This is a genomic window from Neorhizobium sp. IRS_2294, assembly GCF_050500145.1.
In the GTDB taxonomy this organism is placed as follows: Bacteria; Pseudomonadota; Alphaproteobacteria; order Rhizobiales; family Rhizobiaceae; genus Neorhizobium; species Neorhizobium soli.
This window is the reverse complement of the sequence record NZ_CP191439.1, coordinates 466,861-487,678: the sequence shown is the minus strand read 5'-3', so window position 1 is coordinate 487,678 and position 20,818 is coordinate 466,861. Positions and strand designations below refer to the sequence as shown.

At 62.4% G+C, this 20,818-nt stretch carries 10 protein-coding genes; 7 read left to right on the top strand and 3 right to left on the bottom strand.

What is annotated here, in order from left to right; genetic code table 11:
- Nucleotides 1–185: 185 nt before the first annotated feature.
- On the bottom strand, nt 186–2,579 hold the full coding sequence (locus ACQY1K_RS02385) for a cellulose synthase (RefSeq protein WP_430258217.1): 2,394 nt from the start codon (nt 2,577–2,579) through the stop codon (nt 186–188).
- A gap of 242 nt (nt 2,580–2,821) precedes the next feature.
- On the opposite strand from ACQY1K_RS02385, the gene bcsN reads away from it, so the two are divergent.
- From bcsN to ACQY1K_RS02370, 3 genes are all read left to right on the top strand, one after another.
- Nucleotides 2,822–3,868, top strand: coding sequence for a cellulose biosynthesis protein BcsN (bcsN, locus tag ACQY1K_RS02380; RefSeq protein ID WP_162238117.1), 1,047 nt, complete (start codon nt 2,822–2,824; stop codon nt 3,866–3,868).
- Nucleotides 3,869–3,942: 74 nt separating this feature from the next.
- Entirely contained in the window at nt 3,943–6,114 is a 2,172-nt protein-coding gene (gene bcsA, locus ACQY1K_RS02375) for a UDP-forming cellulose synthase catalytic subunit (RefSeq protein ID WP_062453845.1), read from the top strand.
- Nucleotides 6,115–6,119: 5 nt separating this feature from the next.
- Nucleotides 6,120–8,594 (top strand): cellulose biosynthesis cyclic di-GMP-binding regulatory protein BcsB, encoded by a 2,475-nt coding sequence (locus tag ACQY1K_RS02370; protein WP_430258216.1) that lies wholly within the window; start codon nt 6,120–6,122, stop codon nt 8,592–8,594.
- Nucleotides 8,595–8,604: 10 nt separating this feature from the next.
- On the opposite strand, the gene ACQY1K_RS02365 is transcribed toward ACQY1K_RS02370, so the two are convergent.
- Nucleotides 8,605–9,198 carry a DNA-3-methyladenine glycosylase gene (locus ACQY1K_RS02365; protein ID WP_430258215.1) on the bottom strand — a complete coding sequence of 198 codons (594 nt, stop codon included), beginning with the start codon at nt 9,196–9,198 and terminating at the stop codon, nt 8,605–8,607.
- Between the two features lie 123 nt (nt 9,199–9,321).
- Between ACQY1K_RS02365 and ACQY1K_RS02360 the strand changes: the two genes are divergently transcribed.
- The gene (locus ACQY1K_RS02360) at nt 9,322–9,762 is read left to right on the top strand and encodes a DUF2231 domain-containing protein (protein WP_113109478.1); all 441 of its coding nucleotides are present in this window, start codon (nt 9,322–9,324) and stop codon (nt 9,760–9,762) included.
- Nucleotides 9,763–9,765: 3 nt separating this feature from the next.
- Complete coding sequence (locus ACQY1K_RS02355; RefSeq protein ID WP_430258214.1) at nt 9,766–11,352, top strand: PQQ-dependent sugar dehydrogenase; 1,587 nt, start codon at nt 9,766–9,768, stop codon at nt 11,350–11,352.
- Between the two features lie 94 nt (nt 11,353–11,446).
- Here the strand turns inward: ACQY1K_RS02355 and ACQY1K_RS02350 are convergent, their stop codons facing one another.
- Nucleotides 11,447–12,781 (bottom strand): aspartate aminotransferase family protein, encoded by a 1,335-nt coding sequence (locus ACQY1K_RS02350; RefSeq protein WP_174195610.1) that lies wholly within the window; start codon nt 12,779–12,781, stop codon nt 11,447–11,449.
- Between the two features lie 352 nt (nt 12,782–13,133).
- Between ACQY1K_RS02350 and ACQY1K_RS02345 the strand changes: the two genes are divergently transcribed.
- Nucleotides 13,134–18,599, top strand: a complete 5,466-nt coding sequence (locus tag ACQY1K_RS02345) for an alpha-2-macroglobulin family protein (RefSeq protein ID WP_430258213.1) — start codon at nt 13,134–13,136, stop codon at nt 18,597–18,599.
- Between the two features lie 94 nt (nt 18,600–18,693).
- Complete coding sequence (pbpC, locus tag ACQY1K_RS02340) at nt 18,694–20,775, top strand: penicillin-binding protein 1C (RefSeq protein WP_430258212.1); 2,082 nt, start codon at nt 18,694–18,696, stop codon at nt 20,773–20,775.
- The last annotated feature ends 43 nt before the right edge of the window (nt 20,776–20,818 follow it).

The window sequence follows — 20,818 nt, the reverse complement described above, 5'->3', positions numbered from 1 at the left end:
CCTTGCCCGAAGGTTAACACGGGCGGTGTGAAATGCTCTTTCAAGCAAAGTCAGAAACCGGCCATCGCTCGGACTGTCCGCAAAGGTGACAACAAACAGAGGCGCAGAACAGCTCAACCAAAAGCTTTAAAACTTGCAGTAAAATCAAATGGATCTAATCTGGAAGTTCACCTTGCGGCGGTGTTTCAATTATCCGGCGGCCAGATCAGTTCGGCCAGCGCTCGTTGGCCGTCCTTGCTTCCGGTCGATGCAAGAGCCTGAAAAATTCTTCGCGCATCGGGCTTGCGACCGACATTGAGGTAGGCGTAGCCGCGAAGGATCATCAGATCGGTCTGTTCCGGCGTGATCTGGGCGCGCTGATCGAGCGCGATGAGCGCCTCCCGGTAGCGACCGAGGTTGAAGGAGCTTTGGGCGCGATTGGCAAGAATGGCGCTCTGAAGCTCCACGGCGCGGGAGTTGGTCTGCTTGGCGGCGGCGGCGGCAACAGATGCCTGATCCGTCAGGCCTGCCCGCAGATAGGCAAGGCTTCGACCATAGGACGCATCAGAGCGGACCACGTCGGAAGCACTGTTTTGCGCGACCTCGAAAGCCTTGACGGCTTCGAGCGGCCTGTTCAGATCCATCAGGCACCAGCCGCGCGATAGCGCCTGGTCCGGATTGGTCTGTCGGAGTTCCGTCAGAGCACAACCGCGAGACGGCGGCCCGGAGCTTGCCTGAGCGGATCTGGTTGCCTGGCGGACCGACGGCTGCACGGCAACAGGCTGCCGGGTTGCAGCGGCACGCTGCGGGTTGGGTTGCTGAACGCTGCGTTGCGCTGGTTGCTGGTAGGGTTGTCCGTCCTGCTGCGAATAGGCTTCCGCAGTGCGATCCTCGGGCCTGACGCTCGGCAGCGGCGGTTGGCGACGGTAACCTGTCCGATCATCGACGCCCGCTACAGATGGTCTGCCGAGATTTGCAATGCGCTCTGAACGACCGCCCCAGGCACGCTGGAGAGAAGCGACACCGGCCCGGTCGCCCAGGTCGTTGCGGGTCAGCGCCAGACCATAGGCGGAGGGCTCGTCATCCGGCTTCCAGGCGAGTGCTGCCCCGAACCACTCGGCGGCTGTGCGAAGCTGCCGCATTGCTCTTGCATACCAGCCGAACTGTTGTGCCGCGTCGGCATCGCGGGCGGCGATCACGACAGGCGCCATGCGGGCCAGAACCTCTTCCTGCAGCATGGGCGGAGGATCGAGTGCAAGAAGATTGGCGACGGCGGAAAGATAGGCCGCCTTGGTGCCTTCGGAACTTTCCCGGAAACGATAGAGAACGTTTTCCGCTTCGAGCGGCGACTTCTGGCGGACCAGGGTGAGCGCCAGCCCCTCAGCAGCGGAGGCCGTCTCTTCCTTGCCATAGGCGCGCCGGAACCAGCGCTCGGCACCGCCGAGATTGTCTCTGCGATAGGCATACCAGCCCAGCAGCAGCGCGTCCGAGGCGAGCCCCTCGCGTTCCGCGAGTTGTTCGAGACGCGTGACATACTGCTGGCCGACGACCAGTTTCGCATCGTCGCCGGCTTCGCTGATAAAGCGGCGCGCGAGATCGTTTCTCAGACCCTCGAATTCCGGCTGACCACCGGCGGGAGTTTTTTCCTTGGCGAGGAGATCTTCCAGCATGGTGGAGGGAAGAAGTTCACTCGCCTTCTGCACCGTGGCGACACGCGCGGCGGTGTCCTCGCAATTGTCCAGAACGTAGAGATAGGCATCCCGGGCGCGACCCTGTCGCTCGGTCTCGGCAAAGGCTTCCGCCACCCGCCACAAGACGTCGATTTCGCTGCAGGTGAGAAGGCTCGGGTTTTCGGCCGCCATGCGGATGACGACGTCGTAATCCTTGCTGTCGGAGGCGCCGGTCAGGCTGACACGTGCTTCGGCAAGCTTTAGCCGGTCGAGGAGATCGTCCGGTGCCTGCCAGCCGCTCTCGGCAGTCTGACGGTCGGCGATTGCCTTACGCACGTCGGCAAAGCGCGACTGTGCATAGAGTTGCCACATGTTTTCGAGCTGCGGATCACCGCTTGCGCGCACAGCCAGCGGATCAGCGGGCGGCGACCAGGTCGGATAGAGCGCGCGCAGGCGCGAGATCTCGGCCTGAAGCCGTGCCGTGTCGCCACGGGCAGCAAAATATCGCAAGGCGCTTTCATCCACGACGACCGGAGGCGGCGTGTTGCCGCGCTGCGCCGTCAAGTTTTCGGGACGCTGCAAGGGTGGTGGCGACGATGCGGCCGGGGACTGTGCGATCAAGGGCATGCCCGAACGCGCCGGGGAAGGCGTATCGGCCGGTTCGGTGGCGGATCCGTTCGGCAGCGTTTGCGTGATCACAAGCGCTGCTGCACCCGGAGACTGCGCGGAAGGTTCGTCGGAGGAGAGCAGTTGAGCCGTAAGCCGCTCGGTCTTGGGACGCGGCTGCATACCGTCTGCCCATGCGGGCGCGTCGGGACTGATGGCGCCGGTCAGCTGCGTCATGTCGACATTGGAGGATTGTCTATCGAGGCTCCAGAATCCAACAGCGGCGATACCTACCACCGTCAATGAGATCATCATAACCTTCATGGACTTCCGATCCCGATCCTAACCCCGACCTGTTGCCCCGCAACGAGGCGTATCAATGGCATGAACGCCATGATGTGTAAGAATGAGCTGATATGGTTAACGAACAATTTAGATTTGTTTAGCAAATTGTAAGCAAGACTCGCGATTCGCTTCGTTGCGTAGACTTTTGTGGAAGCGGAAATCGAGACGGAAGCGATCGGACGATGACTGTCCAGTAGATGCGCCATTATATGCGAGTGCCCATGACGAAAAGATCATTTGCCGAAGTTCGCCGGTTCGTACGCAGCGACCGCCGAAGCTTCGCAATTGCCATCGCAGGATTGCTGCCTCTCGTCCTGGCAAGTTGCGGCGGAGCTCCGATCCAGCCGGGCGCCCTGGTGAAGACCGTGCAGGCGGAAGAAGCCATGGTCATGCCCCCGCCATCCGGCCCCGGTATCGTCGGCGTCATCGAGCGGCGCTACGACAACGCCATCGAGCAGGAAATTCCGCTCTTCACATCCGCACTCACGCCCGGCCAGAACTTCATCAAGGCGCAGTTCTTCGGCACGAAGAGCGCGTTCAGCTATAGCTCGAACCGGCTGACGTCGAAAATGGTCTCGCAAAGCGGCACGGCCCGCGAAATGGCATCCGGGTTTCCCGGTGTACGGATGGTGCGGTCGCAATTTTACGTCCAGAACAGCTATGGCCCGTTCGGCTATGCGTTCGGGCGCGGCAGGGGCAGCGATCTTTGCCTCTACGGATGGCAGCAGATCCGCTCGCAGGCGCAGAAGATGTCGCCGGTCGATAATTACGGCTCGATCCAGATCCGCGTGCGGATCTGCGAGGCCGGCGCGACGGAGCAGGCGCTTCTCGCCTTCATGTACAATTTCACTATCAACGCCTCCGTCGACTCGCTCGGCTGGAATCCCTATGGCGATGCGAGCCCGCTTTCGCCGGAAATCGGACGAACCGGCGCTCCCACCTACCCGCGTCCTGCCTCGACGGAAGCTATCGTTCCGGTCCTGCCGCAACGACAAGCTGCGCCGATGATCCGCCGCGCAGCCCCTGCGGCGCCGGTCCGGCCAGCCGTAGCACCGGTTGCCAGCAGCATGATGGAGCCTGTCATGCAGCCGGTGGGGCCAAGGATCCCCAGCGTTTCCGCCCTTTCTCCCGCAGGCCTCAGTCCGTCAGCACCCTCGGACGCTGCTGCGTCCCCGAGGTCACTGACACCCGCAGCCGCTCCGCGCGTCACTGTTCCTTCGCCTTCCTGCTCGACACAGGCGGAGGGTGCCAATGTCGTATGTCGCTGAGCGTCAGGCCGGCAATCCCGTCGTGATCCTGCCAACCGTAATCCGGTCGATCGAACCGCAAAGGTAATCCGGCGATGCGTACTTTTATTTCTGCCATCGTGTGGGTTCTCGCCACGATCATGATCGTGACCCTGGTCACCCTGCCGATCAACACGCGCACCCAGTTGATCGCGAGCGTCCTGATCGTCACGGTGATGATCATCATCAAGATGCTCAACGCCGACGGCAAATGGCGTCTCGTGGCTCTCGCCTTCGGCACCGCGATGGTGATGCGCTACGTCTACTGGCGCACGACGAGCACGCTGCCGCCGGTGAACCAGCTGGAGAACTTCATTCCCGGCATGCTCGTCTACTTGGCCGAGATGTACAGCGTGATGATGCTGGCGCTCAGCCTCTTCGTCGTTGCCATGCCGCTGCCGGCGCGAAAGCCGCACGGCCGCACCGAAGGACCGCTTCCGAGCGTCGACGTCTTCGTGCCGTCCTACAACGAGGACGAGACGTTGCTTGCCAACACGCTTGCAGCCTGCCGCAACATGGATTACCCGGCCGACAAGTTGACCGTTTGGCTGCTCGATGACGGCAGCACGCTGCAGAAGCGCCGCGCCGACAACGTGGCGGATGCACGGGCTGCGGATGCGCGCTACAAGGCCCTCAACCAGCTTTGCGAAGACCTCGGCGTCAAATACCTGACCCGCGAGCGCAACGAACACGCCAAGGCCGGCAATCTCAACAACGGGCTTGCCCATTCGAGCGGTGATCTGATTGCCGTGTTCGATGCTGACCACGCCCCGACGCGCGACTTCCTCTTGGAAACCGTCCACTATTTCGAGAAGGAGCCGAAACTCTTCCTCGTGCAGACGCCGCACTTCTTTCTCAATCCGGACCCGGTCGAGCGCAACCTGCGGACCTTCGAGAAGATGCCGAGCGAGAACGAGATGTTCTACGGCATCATCCAGCGCGGTCTCGACAAGTGGAATGCCGCCTTTTTCTGCGGCTCCGCGGCCGTTCTCAATCGCAAGGCGCTCGAAGTCTCCAACGGTTTCAGCGGCGTCAGCATCACGGAAGACTGTGAAACCGCGCTCGATCTGCACGGTCTCGGCTGGCACAGCATCTATGTCGACCGCCCACTGATCGCCGGCCTGCAGCCGGCGACTTTCGCCAGCTTTATCGGCCAGCGCTCGCGCTGGGCGCAAGGGATGATGCAGATCCTTCGGTTCCGCTTCCCGCCGCTCAAGCGCGGGCTCTCCTTCCCGCAGCGCCTCTGCTACATGTCCTCGACGCTATTCTGGCTGTTTCCCTTCCCGCGGACGATCTTCCTGTTTGCGCCGCTGTTTTATCTGTTCTTCGATCTGCAGATCTTCACCTCGTCCGGCGGCGAGTTCCTGGTCTACTCGCTGACCTACATGATCGTGAACATGCTGATGCAGAACTACCTCTATGGGTCGTTCCGCTGGCCGTGGATTTCGGAGCTCTACGAATACGTCCAGACCGTGCACCTGCTGCCGGCTGTCGTTTCGGTCATGCTCAATCCGCGCAAGCCGACCTTCAAAGTGACGGCGAAGGACGAGTCCGTGTCCGTCAGCCGACTTTCGGAGATCAGCCGTCCGTTCTTCGTGATCTTCTGCGTTCTCGTCATTGCCTTCTTCATCAGCATCTACCGGGTCTATACCGAGCCGTTCAAGGCGGACGTGACGCTGGTCGTGGGCGGCTGGAATCTTCTCAACATCATCATTGCGGGCTGCGCGCTCGGCGTCGTTTCCGAACGTGGAGAGAAGCAGTCGTCCCGCCGTATCCGCGTCAGCCGGCGTTGCGAATTCGGAATCGGCGACCGCTGGTTCACGGCGACGATCGAGGATGTTTCGGTCAATGGTGCAGCACTGCAGATCTATACGGAAGGCGCCAGGGACATCGCGAACGGTGCCATGGGTGTGCTCCGGTTCCAGCCGTTCAGCGACCTGCCGATCAGCGACTTGCCGATCGAAATCCGCAATTTCGATACGGTCGGCGACGTGACAACGGCGGGGTGCCGCTACATGCCCCAGAAATCCACCGATCACCGTTTGATCGCCGATCTCATATTCGCCAATTCGAGCCAGTGGACACAATTCCAGACCTCGCGACGTTACAACCCGGGTCTCTTGCGCGGGACGATCTGGTTCCTGGGTCTTGCCGCCTATCAGACGACCCGCGGCCTCGGCTACCTGTTGAAGGATCTGGGCAAGAGCCAGACGACGAAGGAAGGTTGAGCGACATGATCATCAATACACGCTTCCCCCGCCTTCTCTTCGTCGCGGCCATGCTGGCATCGACCGGCGCCCTGTCGGTCTCGTCGCTTGCGCAGCAACCCGGTCAATCGCCGGCCACCGCATCATCGCCATTCGACATGGGTCCGGAGCGGTCCCGCCAAGGTGTAACCCCGACCGCGCCGCCTTCACCGCAGACCCCGGCTCCAGCACCTGTGCCACAGGTTCAACGGCCCATTCCAGCCGCTCCGAAAACGCCCGCGGCACCGGCACCGGCGGCCACCGCTTCTCCCTCTCCGGTAACGGCCCCTGCTCCTCAGGCGGCAGCCAAGGCTTCGACCGAAACGGCGCGGCGCTACCTCATCCCTGCCCCGTCGCTGCGCCTGAACGGCGAGGTCCAGCAGCGTTCCTGGTCCGTCTACCTGACCGAGGAGCAGGCGGCGACGGGTGCAAAGCTGCACCTCACGTACCAGAACTCGATCGTCGTCGCGCCGGAGGCCTCGCGCCTTTCCGTGACGATCAACGACGTCGAGATCTATGGCGACAAGATTGCATCGCCCGACCAGCCGTTCGAAAGGGTGCTCGACATACCGCCGGGCGTTCTGAAGGCGGGCGGCAATATGGTACGGTTCGCGGCCAATCAGCGTCACCGCACCGACTGCACGGTCGAATCCACGTTCGAACTCTGGACCGACATCGACCCGAAGCGGACGTTCCTGGCGTTCGACGACGAGCGTAGCGACCGGTTCAACCGACTGGACGATGTCAGGGCAGTCGGCGTCGACGGCAGCGGAAAGACGCGGTTCCGCTTGATTGTGCCGGCGCTCGACCAGCTGGGCGCGACGGATGTTCTGATGCGGCTTGCGCAGGGACTATCGCTGGTGGGCGGCATGCCGAACCAGTCGTTTTCCTTCCAGAAAACCATCACGCCCGATCTGAGGCCCGGCGAACTTGCGGTCTTCGTGGGGACACCGGACGAGCTTCGACCGATCCTTCCGAACCTGGCGGCAGCCGCTTCCAGTGCAGCCGTTGCAAGCTTTACCGATTACCCCGGGCACGGATCCTCCGCTCTGGTCCTGTCGGGACCCAGCTGGCCGGCGCTTCAGGGCCTTATCGACAGTTTCGTTGCCTCCACCGATGGCGGCAGCATCCAGCGCCGCGATACACTGGCGACCTCGAGCTGGCGCGGCATCGATACGCCATTCCTGTTTGCCGAGAAATCGATTGATTTCAATTCTCTTGGGGTCAGCAGCGAGGAGTTTTCCGGGCGGCTTTACCGTACCGAGTTCACAATCGGCGTCCCGGCGGATTTCTACGCGAACGCCTATGGCGAAGCGCGCATCCTGCTGGATGCCGCCTATGTGTCGGAGGTTCTGCCTGGCAGTCACATCGACGTCTTCGTCAATGGGAATATTGCCTCAACCGTTCCGATCACCTCGGACGGAGGCGCCATTCTGCGCCACCTGCCGATCAAGCTGACGCTGCGTCACTTCAAGCCTGGGGTCAACACGATCACGCTCGAAGCTGCGCTGCTGACCGCGTCGGACAAGGCCTGCGCGCCGGGCGCCACTGCGAATGAAAGCACGCGGTTTGCTCTCTTCGGTACTTCACAGTTCGAGATGCCGGATTTCGCCCGCATTGCCCGCGTCCCCAATCTCGGCGCTACGTCGGGCACCGGCTTTCCTTACTCGACCGGCACCGAGTCCGTTCCTTTGTTCCTCGGCCGGATCGATGAAAAGACCCTCGGATCTGCGGCGACTTTCCTTGGCAAGATCGCGACCGCGTCACATCGGGCAATACCGGTCTCGGTGACGATTTCAACGGCGCGTATAGCCGGGCGCAATGCGCTGTTTGTCGGCGCGATCTCCGAATTTCCAGCCAATATCCTGACGGATCTCGGCATCGAGCAGAAAAGCCGCGGTAGCTGGGGTGAGAACAGCGATCACGTCCCGGCCGACCGGGCGTCATTGACGCTCCAGGACTGGCAGGATCGCAACGGCAACAACTTCTTCGGCCGACAGCTTTCTTCCGTGGCGGATTGGGCCAAGCGGAACTTTGACCTCTCCGCACCGATGCTGCGGTTTGCGCCGGCCGGTGACGCGATCTATGTGCCCCCGAAAACCGCCGGAATGATCATCGCACAGGAAAACGATCCGACCCAGACCGGCACCTGGACGGCGGTGATCGGCGCGACGGGCGATGAGCTTTCCGCCGGGATGGAGGCCTTTTCGGCACGCGAAGCGTGGAACCAGCTCGACGGACGCGTGTCCGTGCACGATGTTTCCGAAGCAGATCCGGTGATTGTTCCGGTCAACTGGTTCCACTTCACGCCGACTGCAAACTTTTCACTCTCGAATGCACGGTTGATCGCAACGAACTGGCTGTCGGACAACATCATGTCCTACGGACTGCTTCTCGTCGCGAGTGCAATTCTCGTGGGGCTGGCAACCGGTGGACTGCTGACCCGGCTCGGTCGGAAATAGGCACCGCAGGTCAATCCCGTGCGGCTGTCGGGTCCCCCGGCAACCCTCCCTTGCCGGTAAAGCGTCGGCTGACATGCAGCGATCCCTGAAGGCCGAACCGCCAGGGCTGGTCGATACCACGCGAGATGCCGATCCGCCGTCCCGCGACCACCAAGGGCGGCGTTACCGGCGGTGCAAGCCGGAAAGGCGCTTCCATGAGCGACAGGCCGTCATGCTCGATACCGATTCCCAGCGCCTGGCAGACGCGTCCGGGGCCGGAGCATAACAGCAGGGGCTCCGCCCTGCCCCGCCGGTGTTCCATCTCGGCAATGCCGTTCACGGGCTGCAAGGCCCGGATCAGCACCGCGCTGCCCGGCGTGCAAACGAAATTCACGCACCAGTGTATGCCGTAGGAACGGTAAACATAGGCATGACCGGCCGGCCCGAACATGGCAAGGTTGCGGGGCGTCGGCCCGCGAAAGCTGTGGGATGCCGGATCATCCGGCTGGTAGGCCTCGGTCTCGACGATGACGCCGCCGACGCCCGAAAGCTCGAATTCAGCGCCGATCAGGTCGCGCGCCACATCCACCGCGGACCGCGTGAAAAATCCGACTGCCAGTGCCATGTCGTGCCTCACCATCTGTGCGGTTCATGATCCAACCTAACCACTCGATAGCGCCAAGGGAACAAAGGGCGTCGTCACGGGTTGGCGTCCATTCCCTGGCTCTTTGCCTCCCGGAGCGTTTTCATGACTGTTTTTTCTTCCGATAGCAGAGACTCTGCGGCCTATCCGCTGCAGTCCCTCTTCGTTCCCTTTCCTTTCGTCTGCTTCACCCTGACACTCGGGACCGACCTGGCCTTCTGGCTAAGCGATGGTCACCTGATGTGGCAGAACTTTTCCTCCTGGCTTCTGTTTGCCGGCCTTGTCTTCGGCGGCGTTGCAATCGTCGCTGGCCTGCTGGATATGCTTCGTCCAAGAACGCGGCCGCTGCGCCCGGCATTTCTCACCATCGTCATCTATATCGTCATTCTGGCGCTGGCCTTCCTCAACAGCCTTGTTCACGCCGGCGACGGCTGGACGGCCGTTGTGCCTTACGGACTGGCGATTTCTGTCGTCACATTCGTTCTCTCGGTTTTCGCCGCCGCGATTTCCGCCCGCAAGTATTCCCGCCTGGCCTGGAGGATCTGATCCATGAAGCCGTCCCGCATTCTCTTTGCCTCCGCGCTTTCGCTGTCGCTCGGCACCGCCTTGCCGGCCTTTTCCCAAAGCAATGACTTCGACGTCAACTCGCAGATTGGCCCCGATCCTGTCCTGCCGGAACCATCGCACCCGCTCATCCCCGACCTGAAAGTCGCGGAAGTGATCGGCTGGAAGGATGGCGAAACGCCGAAGGTTCCTGAAGGCCTGAAGGTTACCGTTTACGCCAAGGATCTTTCGAGCCCGCGCACCGTCCACACGCTTCCGAACGGCGATGTGCTTGTCGTGCAATCCAAGGCACCGGCAGGCGAGCCGACCTCGAGGCCGAAGGATTTCATCCGCGGCTGGATCATGTCGATCGCCCACGGCGATATTGGCGCTGAGAAGGAAACCAATATCATCACTCTGCTGCGCGATACCAATCGCGATGGCACGGTCGATGAACGGCACGACCTTCTGACCAAGCTCGATTCCCCGTTTGGCCTGGCTTGGGTGGACAATACGCTCTACGTGGCCTCGGCCAGCGCCGTGATCGCCTACCCTTATGAACTCGGCCAGAACGAGATTACCGCGCCGCCAAAGGTGCTGACCCCGCTTCCTGGCGGGCCAATCAACCACCATTGGACTAAGGATCTGGCGCTCAGCCCCGATGGCAAGATGCTCTACGTCTCGGTCGGCTCGAACTCCAATATCGTGGAGAACGGGCTCGAGGCTGAAAAGGGCCGCGCCGCGATCTGGCAGGTCGATCGTCAGACGGGGGCGGCACGCGTCTTTGCATCCGGCCTACGCAACCCGAATGGTCTTGCCTTCAACCCGGATACGGGCGTTCTCTACACCGTCGTCAACGAGCGTGATGAACTCGGTCCTAACCTGGTGCCGGACTACATGACGTCGGTGAAGGAAGATGGCTTCTACGGCTGGCCGTGGAGCTACTACGGCAACCATGTCGACGTCCGCGTTCACCCGCCACGGCCGGACATGGTCGAACGGGCGATCGCGCCGGACTACGCGCTGTCCAGCCATGTCGCAGCACTCGGCCTGACGTTTTCGGCCAATTCCGCCATGCCGTCCGCCTTCGCAAGCGGTGCCTTCATCGGCGAACATGGCAGCTGGAACCGGGATCACTTCAACGGCTACAAGGTCGTCTATGTGCCCTTCGAAAACGGCAAGCCTGTCGGCAAGGCACAGGACGTCGTGACAGGCTTTATCGAGAACGATCAGGCGCGCGGCAGACCTGTCGGTGTCGGGATCGATGGAACGGGGGCGCTTCTGGTTGCCGACGATTCCGGCAACACGGTCTGGCGGGTCGCCAATGCCGACGGCACGGTCATTCCGCAGCCGATCGGCACCGACCAGACCGCGGCAACCGCACAGCAGGCCGCGACCACCGACAAGACGGATCGGGCACCGGTTGCAGCAGTGAATCCTCCGGCCAACGGGACGACCGGCTCCACGGAACCGGCACTCGCCGCACCAACCGCCCCTGCAGAAGAGCGGCTGACCGGTCAGGCCCCAGTATCCGGTAAAAGCGATACGCTGCAGCCGTCGCAAACCGACATTGCGCCAGCAGCAAGGCCCTGATCCGGAAACGGTCTCGCGCTTATCGACGCTAGACAGACGAACTCATGTGCAGCCGGTACCACCTACCGGCTGCACTTTCTTTTTAAGGTCGCCGTCATGCCGCGCGCTTGAGCGCATCACCGAGCATCGAGACGATGGTGCCGATCTGCTCCTTTTCGATGATCAGCGGCGGCGACAGCGCGATCGTGTCGCCCGTGACTCGGACCAGCAGCCCCTTCTGGAAGCAATCGACGAAGACATCATAGGCACGTGCTCCCACAGCGCCTTCGCGCGATGCCAGCTCGACGGCGCCGACGAGGCCAAGGTTTCTGATGTCGATGACGTGCGGCAGGCCTTTCAGCGAGTGCAGCGCCTCTTCCCATTCGCCAGCAAGACCAGCAGCGCGGGTCAACAAGCCCTCTTCCTCGTAGATTTCCATGGTCGCTAGACCGGCGGCGCAAGCGACCGGGTGGCCGGAATAGGTATAGCCGTGGAACAGCTCGATCGCGTTCTCAGGCCCTGCCATCAGTCCGTCATAGATCGTGCGGCTGGCAAACACCGCGCCCATCGGGATCGTCCCGTTGGTAATGCCCTTGGCGGTGGTGACGAGATCCGGCACGACACCGAAGTAATCCGTGCCAAACGGCATGCCGAGACGGCCAAAGCCGGTGATGACTTCGTCGAAAATCAGAAGAATGCCGTGTTTCGTGGCCGTTGCGCGCAGCTTTTCGAGATAGCCCTTGGGCGGCAGGATGACGCCGGCGGAGCCTGACATCGGCTCCACGATCACGGCTGCGATGGTTTCCGCCCCGTGCAGTCCGACGAGACGTTCGAGATCGTCGGCAAGCTCAATGCCATGCGCCGGCAATCCCTTCGAGAAGGCGTTGCGCTCGATATCGAGCGTGTGACGCATATGGTCTGCCGGGATCTGCGGAAAGACGCGGCGATTGTTGACGAGACCGCCGACCGAAATGCCGCCGAAGCCGACGCCGTGATAGCCCTTCTCGCGACCGATGAAGCGAGTTCGTGTCCCCTGCCCGATCGACCGCTGATAGGCGATGGCGATCTTAAGCGCGGTATCGACGGATTCGGAACCGGAACCGGTAAAGAACACCCGATCCAGCTTGGCGGCGGCACCGCCCGGCGCATGCTCCGCCAGTTTCGTGGCGAAATCGAACGCGATGGGATGACCCATCTGGAAGGTCGGGGCAAAATCCATGGTGGTGAGCTGGCGTTCGACGGCCTGTGCGATCTTCTTGCGACCATGGCCGGCATTGCAGCACCACAGCCCCGCCGTGCCGTCGAGAACCTTGTTGCCGTCGACATCGGTGTAATACATGCCATCCGCCTGCGCGAGCAGACGCGGCGTCGCCTTGAACTGGCGGTTTGCCGTAAACGGCATCCAGAAATTGTCAAGATTGAGCGCGTTTGTCTTGCTCGCGTGGTCCATGAAAGCCTCCTGTTCGATAGGGTAGATGTCACGGATTTTTTGGTGGCGAACAAGTCTTTTTGTGGTGGGGGGGCATCTCGTGCGGGTGTGGCCTCCGAAAGCGGATGTCAATCTGGGTGAAATGCCTCCCCCGCTCAGGGCTATGCGGCCGGATACCGAGCCATAAATTGTGGCTGCGGGAAAAACCGTGCGCTGTCATCTCGATAGCCTCAACCTCGGATCAAAGGTTGTCGAATCGATCAGCGTAGAAATAGGCAAAACTGCATCTGCTGGTTGGCTTTACTTCCGTTGACAAGTGCTTACTCAGATCCGACAACATAACTTGGACGGCAGCCACCGGGGGGACTTTTTGATGTCTAGGCGCGCGATCTTCGGACTTTCCGCATTGTTGTTTTCGTCTCTCGTTCTGGCGCTGCCTCTGACTGCGGCGGAGCGGCGGATAGAGACCACGGCGGATGGGGACTATTCGGGTTTTGATCTGCGGACCGTCAAGAATGTCAGCCAGGGTCAGTGCGAAACTGCCTGTATCGGCGACAACCAGTGCCGCGCCTTTACCTATAATGTCAAAGCCAAGTGGTGCTTTCTCAAGTCCGACCACGCGCAGCTCAATCCGTTTGCAGGCGCGGTCGCCGGCAAGATCGTCGAAGTGGCGGCAGAGCCGGATATCGGAGCGGCGCCGCGGCTCTCCTTTCTGACGGAAGAACTGCTTCAGCAGGCCCGCGAGCAGAAGGATGGCCTGACGCTTGGTGACAACCAGCAGGGCCGGGATGTCGAAAGACTGAAGACCGACGCGCAGGCCGAACTTCTCGCAGGCCGGTTCGATAACGCGATCTATAATTACAAGGGTGCCCTCTCGCTCACACCTGAAGATGGCGCGCTCTGGATCGAATTTGCACGCGCAGCATCCACCGCCAATGGCAACGGCTCTGCAGATGGCGATGCGACGCTTGGCGCCATCAACGGCTATCTTCTTACCCGAACGACCCAGACAAGAGCCGATGCGCTTGCCGTTCTCGGTGCAGCGCTTGCCAAGCAGCAGGCTTACCGCCAGGCGATTTCCGCCTACAAGCAGAGCCTCGCGCTGGTCAGCGCCCGCACGGTGCAGGCTTCCTATAACGACCTTCGCGAGCGTCACGGGTTTCGCGTGACCGGCAACACGGTCGATGCAGACAGCGCCAATCCGCGCGCCTGCGTTCAGTTTTCCGATCCTCTGGTGAAGGCCGGCGTCGACTATGCACCCTTCGTCACGCTGGACGGCAAGGCGCCGAAAGCGATGGAGGCGAAGGACAGCCAGATCTGCGTCGAGGGTCTGACCCACGGCCAGCGTTACAAGCTGTCGCTGCGGCGTGGCCTTCCCTCCTCCGTCGATGAACCGCTGCCAGCGCAGGTGGATCTCGACCTTTACGTCAAGGATCGCTCTCCGACGGTGCGGTTTACCGGAGACAGTTTCGTGCTGCCATCCACGGCCCGGCGTGGCATTCCGATCGTTTCGGTGAATACCGAAAAGGCCGCTCTCAAGCTCTACCGGATCGGCGACCGCAATATCGCGCCGCTTTTGACGGATTCGGAATTTCTGACCCAGATGAGCGGCTACACTGCCGACCGCATCGAGCAGGAAAACGGCGAACTCGTCTGGCAGGGCACGATCGCTCTTGGGCCCGAATCCAACCGCGAGCTCAACAAGGATGTCGCGACCAGTTTCCCGGTCGACGAGGCGCTGCCGAACCGCAAGCCCGGCGTCTATGTGCTGACCGCATCGGCCGCCAACGCCATTTCGCAGGAATGGGATAACAAGGCGACGCAGTGGTTCGTCGTTTCCGATATCGGGCTGACCACCTACGCCGGCACGGACGGCCTCAGTGTGTTTGCCCGATCGCTCGGTTCCGCCAAGCCGATCGCCGGCGTCGATCTTCAGCTTCTTGCCAAGAATAACGAGGTGCTGGGCACCGCAAAGACCGATGGCGACGGCCGTGCCACGTTTACGGCCGGCCTGATGCGCGGGACGGCGGCCATGGTGCCGGCGGTGCTGACAGCGCAAAACAGCGGCCAGGACTACGTCTTTCTCGACATGAGCCGCGCCGGTTTCGATCTCTCCGATCGCGGCGTGACCGGCCGGCCGGCACCCGGCGCGATCGATCTTCTGCCCTGGACCGAACGCGGCATATACCGGCCAGGCGAGACGGTGCATGCGAGCGCCCTTGCCCGCAATGTGGATGCCACCGCGATCGACAACCTGCCGCTCACCTTCGTCTTCCTTCGCCCTGATGGCGTCGAGGACCGCCGCATGGTGAAGTCAGGCGCGCTCGGTGGCTACACGCTCGATCTCGCCCTGCAGGACACGTCCATGCGCGGCACCTGGACGATGCAGGTGTTTACCGATCCCAAGGGCTCGGCGATCGGCGAAAAGACGTTTCTGGTCGATGATTTCGTGCCTGATCGTATCGAGTTCGACATGACCAGCGCGGCGAAGGAAATCGTGGTCGGCGAACCGGCTACGGTCGAGATCGACGGACGTTTCCTCTATGGCGCACCGGCAGCGGGACTTGGCCTGGAAGGCGAGATCGCCCTCAAGCCGACCCGCGAAAATGCTGCCTTTCCCGGCTACCAGTTCGGCCTTGCAGATGAGGAACAGGCGGAAACCGTCCGCATTCCGCTCGAGGCACTCGACGATACCGATGAAGACGGCAAGGCATCGTTTCCAGCAGATGTCGCGGAGCTTCCCTCGACCACCAAGCTGATCAATGCGGATATCGTCGTGCGCATGAAAGAATCGGGCGGCCGCGCGATCGAGCGGACCCTGTCGCTGCCGGTCAAGGCGGACGTGCCGCGTATCGGCATCAAGCCCGAGTTCTCCGGCGACCTGCCCGAGGGCGCGGTTGGCAGTTTCAACGTCATTCTCGTGGACGAGACCGGAGCAAAGCAGGCCGCGAAAGGCTTGGCCTGGAAGCTGGTCAAGGTCGAGCAGGACTATCAGTGGTATCGCGAGGGGAGTTCCTGGCGCTATGAGCCGATCACCCGCACCAAGCAGGTCGCCAATGGCAGCGTCGACGTAACTGCCGACGGCGGCCGGATTTCGGTTCCGGTCGCTTGGGGCCGTTACCGCCTGGAAGTCGAGACGGTCGATGCCGGCGGCCCTGCCTCAAGCACCGAGTTCGATGCCGGCTGGTTCGTGACCGCCACGTCGACCGAGACGCCGGACGCGCTGGAAATCGCCCTCGACAAGCCGAGCTACAAGGTCGGCGATACTGCCAAGCTCAAGGTTTCCTCGCGTTATGCCGGCGAACTGATGATCATTGCAGGCTCCGAGCAGCTGACCGCGGTCAAGACGGCAAGCCTTGCGGAGACCGGCGGAGAGATCGAGATCCCCGTCACGGCCGAATGGGGAGCAGGTTCCTATGTGACCGCAACGCTCTACCGCCCGGGTGCGGCGCGTGAAAACCGTATGCCGATGCGGGCGATCGGCGTGACCTGGCTGAAGGTCGATCCGGAAGCGCGCGATCTCAAGGTCGCGATCACGGCACCGGATAAAACCCTGCCGCGCCAGCCATTGGATATCTCCGTGGCCGTAACCGGTGCCGGCGCCAACGAAGATACCTATGTGACGGTGGCAGCCGTCGATGTCGGCATCCTCAATCTCACCCGCTACGAGCCACCGGCGCCGGACGACTGGTATTTCGGCCAGCGCCGTCTCGGGCTCGAAATCCGTGACATCTACGGCCGGCTGATCGATGGCTCGCTTGGTGCTACCGGTCGCCTGCGCACCGGTGGTGATGGCGGCAGCATGGCACTGCAGGCAAGCCCGCCGAAGGAAAAGCTTGTCGCGTTCTTCTCGGGCCCGGTGAAGCTTGATGCAGAAGGCAAGGCGAATGTCTCCTTCGACATTCCCCAGTTCAACGGCACGGCGCGCGTCATGGCCGTCGCCTGGTCGAAATCCGGGGTCGGTCACGGGGTGAAAGACGTCATCATCCGCGATCCGATCGTCGTGACCGCCAGCCTGCCGCGCTTTCTTGCGCCGGGAGACGACAGCAACCTCAGACTGGACATTGTCAACACCGACGGACCCGCCGGCACCTATGATCTCGGCATTACGACAAACGACCCGGTTGCGGTCGGCCAGAGCGCGATCAAGCCGGTCGAACTGGCGGCTGGCGGAAAAACGAGTGTGACGCTGCCGCTGGTCGGCATCGGTCCGGGCGATGGAACTGTTGCGATCCGGGTCTCGAATGCATCTGGCCTGTCGGTCGATCAGGTTCTCAACATCCCGGTTCGCCCGGCGGCCATGCCGGTGACGGAGCGCCGGCTGGTGGATCTGAAGCCCGGCGCAAGCGTAACGGTGGATTCCAACCTTCTTGCCGACAGCGTGCTTCAGGGCGCCTCGGTCAGCGTCAATGTCAGCCGCTCCAACGCGTTCGATATTCCGGCGCTGCTGATGAGCCTTGACCGCTATCCCTATGGCTGCGCCGAGCAGACGACAAGCCGGGCACTTCCGCTTCTCTATCTGAGCCAGATGGCAGTTCAGAACGGGCTTGGCGATGATGCCGAGGTCAAGAAGCGCGTGCAGGATGCGATCTTCCGCGTGCTCTCCTTCCAGGCATCGGCTGGCAGTTTCGGGCTTTGGGGACCTGATGGTGCCGGCACCGATCTCTGGCTGGACGCCTATATCACCGACTTCCTGTCGCGGGCTCGCGAACAGGGTTTCGACGTGCCTGAAAAGCCCCTCGTGCAGGCGCTCGAAAATCTGCAGAACACTCTGGCCTACACGACCAATGTCGCCGACCAGGGCAATCAGATCGCCTATGCGCTCTACGTGATGGCGCGCAACCGAAAGGCTGCGATCAGCGACCTGCGCTATTATGCCGATACGATGCTCGGCGACTTCCCGACACCGCTTGCCAAGGCGCATATCGCCGCGGCACTTTCGCTTTACGGCGATGCCCAGCGCTCGCGCACCATCTTCAACGACGCGCTGCAGATGTCGGAAGAAGCGCAGATCAAGAAAGTCAGCCTCAGCCGTTCGGATTACGGCTCCTCGCTGCGAGATGGTGCAGCGGTTCTGGCGCTGGCCGCCGAAAGTCGGCCGGTGCCGCCGATCGTGCCTGCACTTGCCAATGTCGTTGCCAAGGAATGGGTGGCGAAGAAACATACCAGCACGCAGGAACAGACCTGGATGCTGCTGGCGGCCCGGGCCTTGCAGAACGGCGATGAGGGCCTGCGTCTCAGCGTCAACGGCGCGGCCCACATCGGGACGCTGATGTCGCAGATGCCAGGCGACGTGCTGCTCGATCATCCGCTGACGGTGCGCAACGACAGCAAGGATAAGCTGTCTGCCGCCATCACCACGGTTGCCGCCCCGGCGCAGCCGTTAGCTGCCGGCGGCGATGGTTTCGAGATCACCCGCACCTACTACACGATGGATGGCGAGGAGGCGAATGTCAGCACGGCGCAGCAGAACACGCGTTATGTCGTCGTTCTCAACGTCACGGAGACAAACGACTGGCCTTCGCGCATCGTCGTGACGGATCTCCTGCCGGCGGGTTTCGAGATCGACAATCCGAGCATCGTCAACAGCGCCAGCCTTGCCAATTTCGACTGGATCGAAGAGGTGCAGGCCGCCCATACGGAGTTCCGCAACGACCGTTTCGTTGCAGCCTTCAACCGCGCCGAGGGTGACAACCGCAAGATCACGCTCGCCTATGTGGTGCGCGCCGTGACACCCGGTACCTACGACCATCCGGCGGCACAGGTGGATGACATGTACCGCCCGCAGCTTTCCGCACGGACGGCGATGGGCAAGATGGAGGTGGTGGCGGCGCCGTGAGATCCGGCAGGCAGGTGTCTGCCGCCCTCCTCAACGGGCGGCAGCTTGCACGGAGCGAAGTCGAGGCAGTCAGCGTCAGGACGACAAGAAGACCATGAGACGCAGATGGACGTATTCGTTGGGTCTTGGTCTTTTCGTCGCGCTCGCGGCGGGGCTGGCGATTGGACTTGACGCTGCAGACCGCGCCTATCCGCCGCCGCTCGACAAGGCGCAAACCGTATCGGCAGAGGTGCTTGACGCGGACGGGCTGCTGCTCCGTGCATTTGCCACATCCGAAAGCCGCTGGCGTCTGAAGACCTCGATCGCGGATGTCGATCCGCGCTTCCTGAACATGCTTGTTGCCTATGAGGACCAGCGGTTTTACCAGCATGGCGGCATTGACCTGAAGGCGATGGGCCGCGCCGCGTTCCAGCTTCTCGTCAACGGGCGGATCGTTTCCGGCGCCTCGACGCTATCCATGCAGGTCGCGCGTCTGATCGAGCCCCGGGAAGCCCGGTCATTTTCGGCAAAGCTCCTGCAGATCGCCCGCGCCATCCAGATCGAACGCCGCCTCGACAAGCAGGAGATCCTCGAGCTCTATCTCACCTACGCACCCTATGGCGGAAATCTCGAGGGCGTGAGGGCTGCAAGCCTTGCCTATTTCGGCAAGGAGCCGGGGAGACTGACGGTGGCGGAAGCCGCTCTGCTTGTCGCCCTGCCGCAATCGCCGGAAACGCGGCGGCCGGACCGGCACCCGCAATCGGCCATGCGGGCCCGTCAAGGCGTTCTCTCAAGGCCGGCCGTGGCGTCGCTGACGGGTGAAGGGGAAGCGGAACGGGCATCCCATGACGGCCTCCCCCGGCGAAGACTGCAACTGCCAGCGCTCGCCGCGCATATGGCGGAAGCCGCAATCCGTAAACAGCCCGGGGTGCCGCGATACCAGAGCACGTTGAAACGCGGCATTCAGCAGAAGCTGGAAGACGTCGCGAGGGAAGCTTCGGCGAAGCTCGAACCGAAAGCATCGCTCGCCATGGTGATGGCGGATGCGATGACGGGCGAAATTGTCGCCCAGGTCGGTTCGGCCGACTATTTCGATGCCAGCCGCGCCGGCTGGATCGACATGACACGGGTGCTGCGGTCGCCGGGGTCGACCCTGAAGCCGTTCATCTACGGACTTGCCTTCGAACAGGGGTTGGTGGCGCAAGAAACGATGATCGAGGATCGACCCGCCGATTTCTTCGGCTATCGGCCGAAGAATTTCGACATGAGCTATCAGGGCGATGTCACGGTGCGCCAGGCGTTGCAGCTGTCGCTCAACGTTCCGGCGATCCGACTGCTCGATGCCGTCGGCCCGTCGCGTCTGATGATCCGGTTCAGACGGGCCGCGGTACAACCGGTGCTTCCCCCGAACGAGGCGCCGGGCCTTGCGATCGGGCTTGGCGGGATCGGCATCACGCTAAAGGATCTGGTTCAGGCCTATGCCGCTCTGGCCAACGGCGGCCAGCCCGTTCGGCTCGGCAACGGTATCGACACCATCGCGGCACGGCTGGACAGCGAGCCATTGCTGGAGCCTCAGGCGATCTGGAACGTCACCGACATCCTTTCGGATGTGCTGCCGCCAACCGGAAGCCGCCGCCTCGGCATCGCCTACAAGACCGGCACGAGTTACGGATACCGCGACGCCTGGTCGGTGGGTTATGACGGACGCCACGTACTGGGTGTCTGGGTCGGCCGGCCGGACAATGGTGCCGTGCCGGGCATTGCCGGCTACCAGACAGCGGCGCCGATCCTGTTTGAGGCATTCGCCCGCTCCGGCGTCGCGATCACACCGCATTCATCGCCACCATCAGCCACGGCCCGGCTGGCGCAATCGGACCTGCCGATGGGCCAGCGGCGCTTCTCGATGACAGCAAGCGGTCTGATCAGCGCCTCGACCCGCGAGGCCGCTCCGCAGATCGTCTATCCGCCCGAGGGTGCCAAAGTGGATCTCGGCGCCCAAACCGGCGAGATCTCGCCGCTGGTGCTGAAACTGCAGGGCGGGCGCCCGCCGTTCCGCTGGCTGGCCAACGGAAAACCCCTCACCGATCTTTCCCGCCGCCGCACCAACAACTGGTTACCCGAAGGCGCGGGCTTCTCGACACTGACGGTGATCGATTCCGCCGGCCGGGCTGCAACCGTGCGGGTGTTCGTGGAGTGAGGGCAGGTTAGGCCAGGAGTGAACCGGACCGAGATCGGAATGA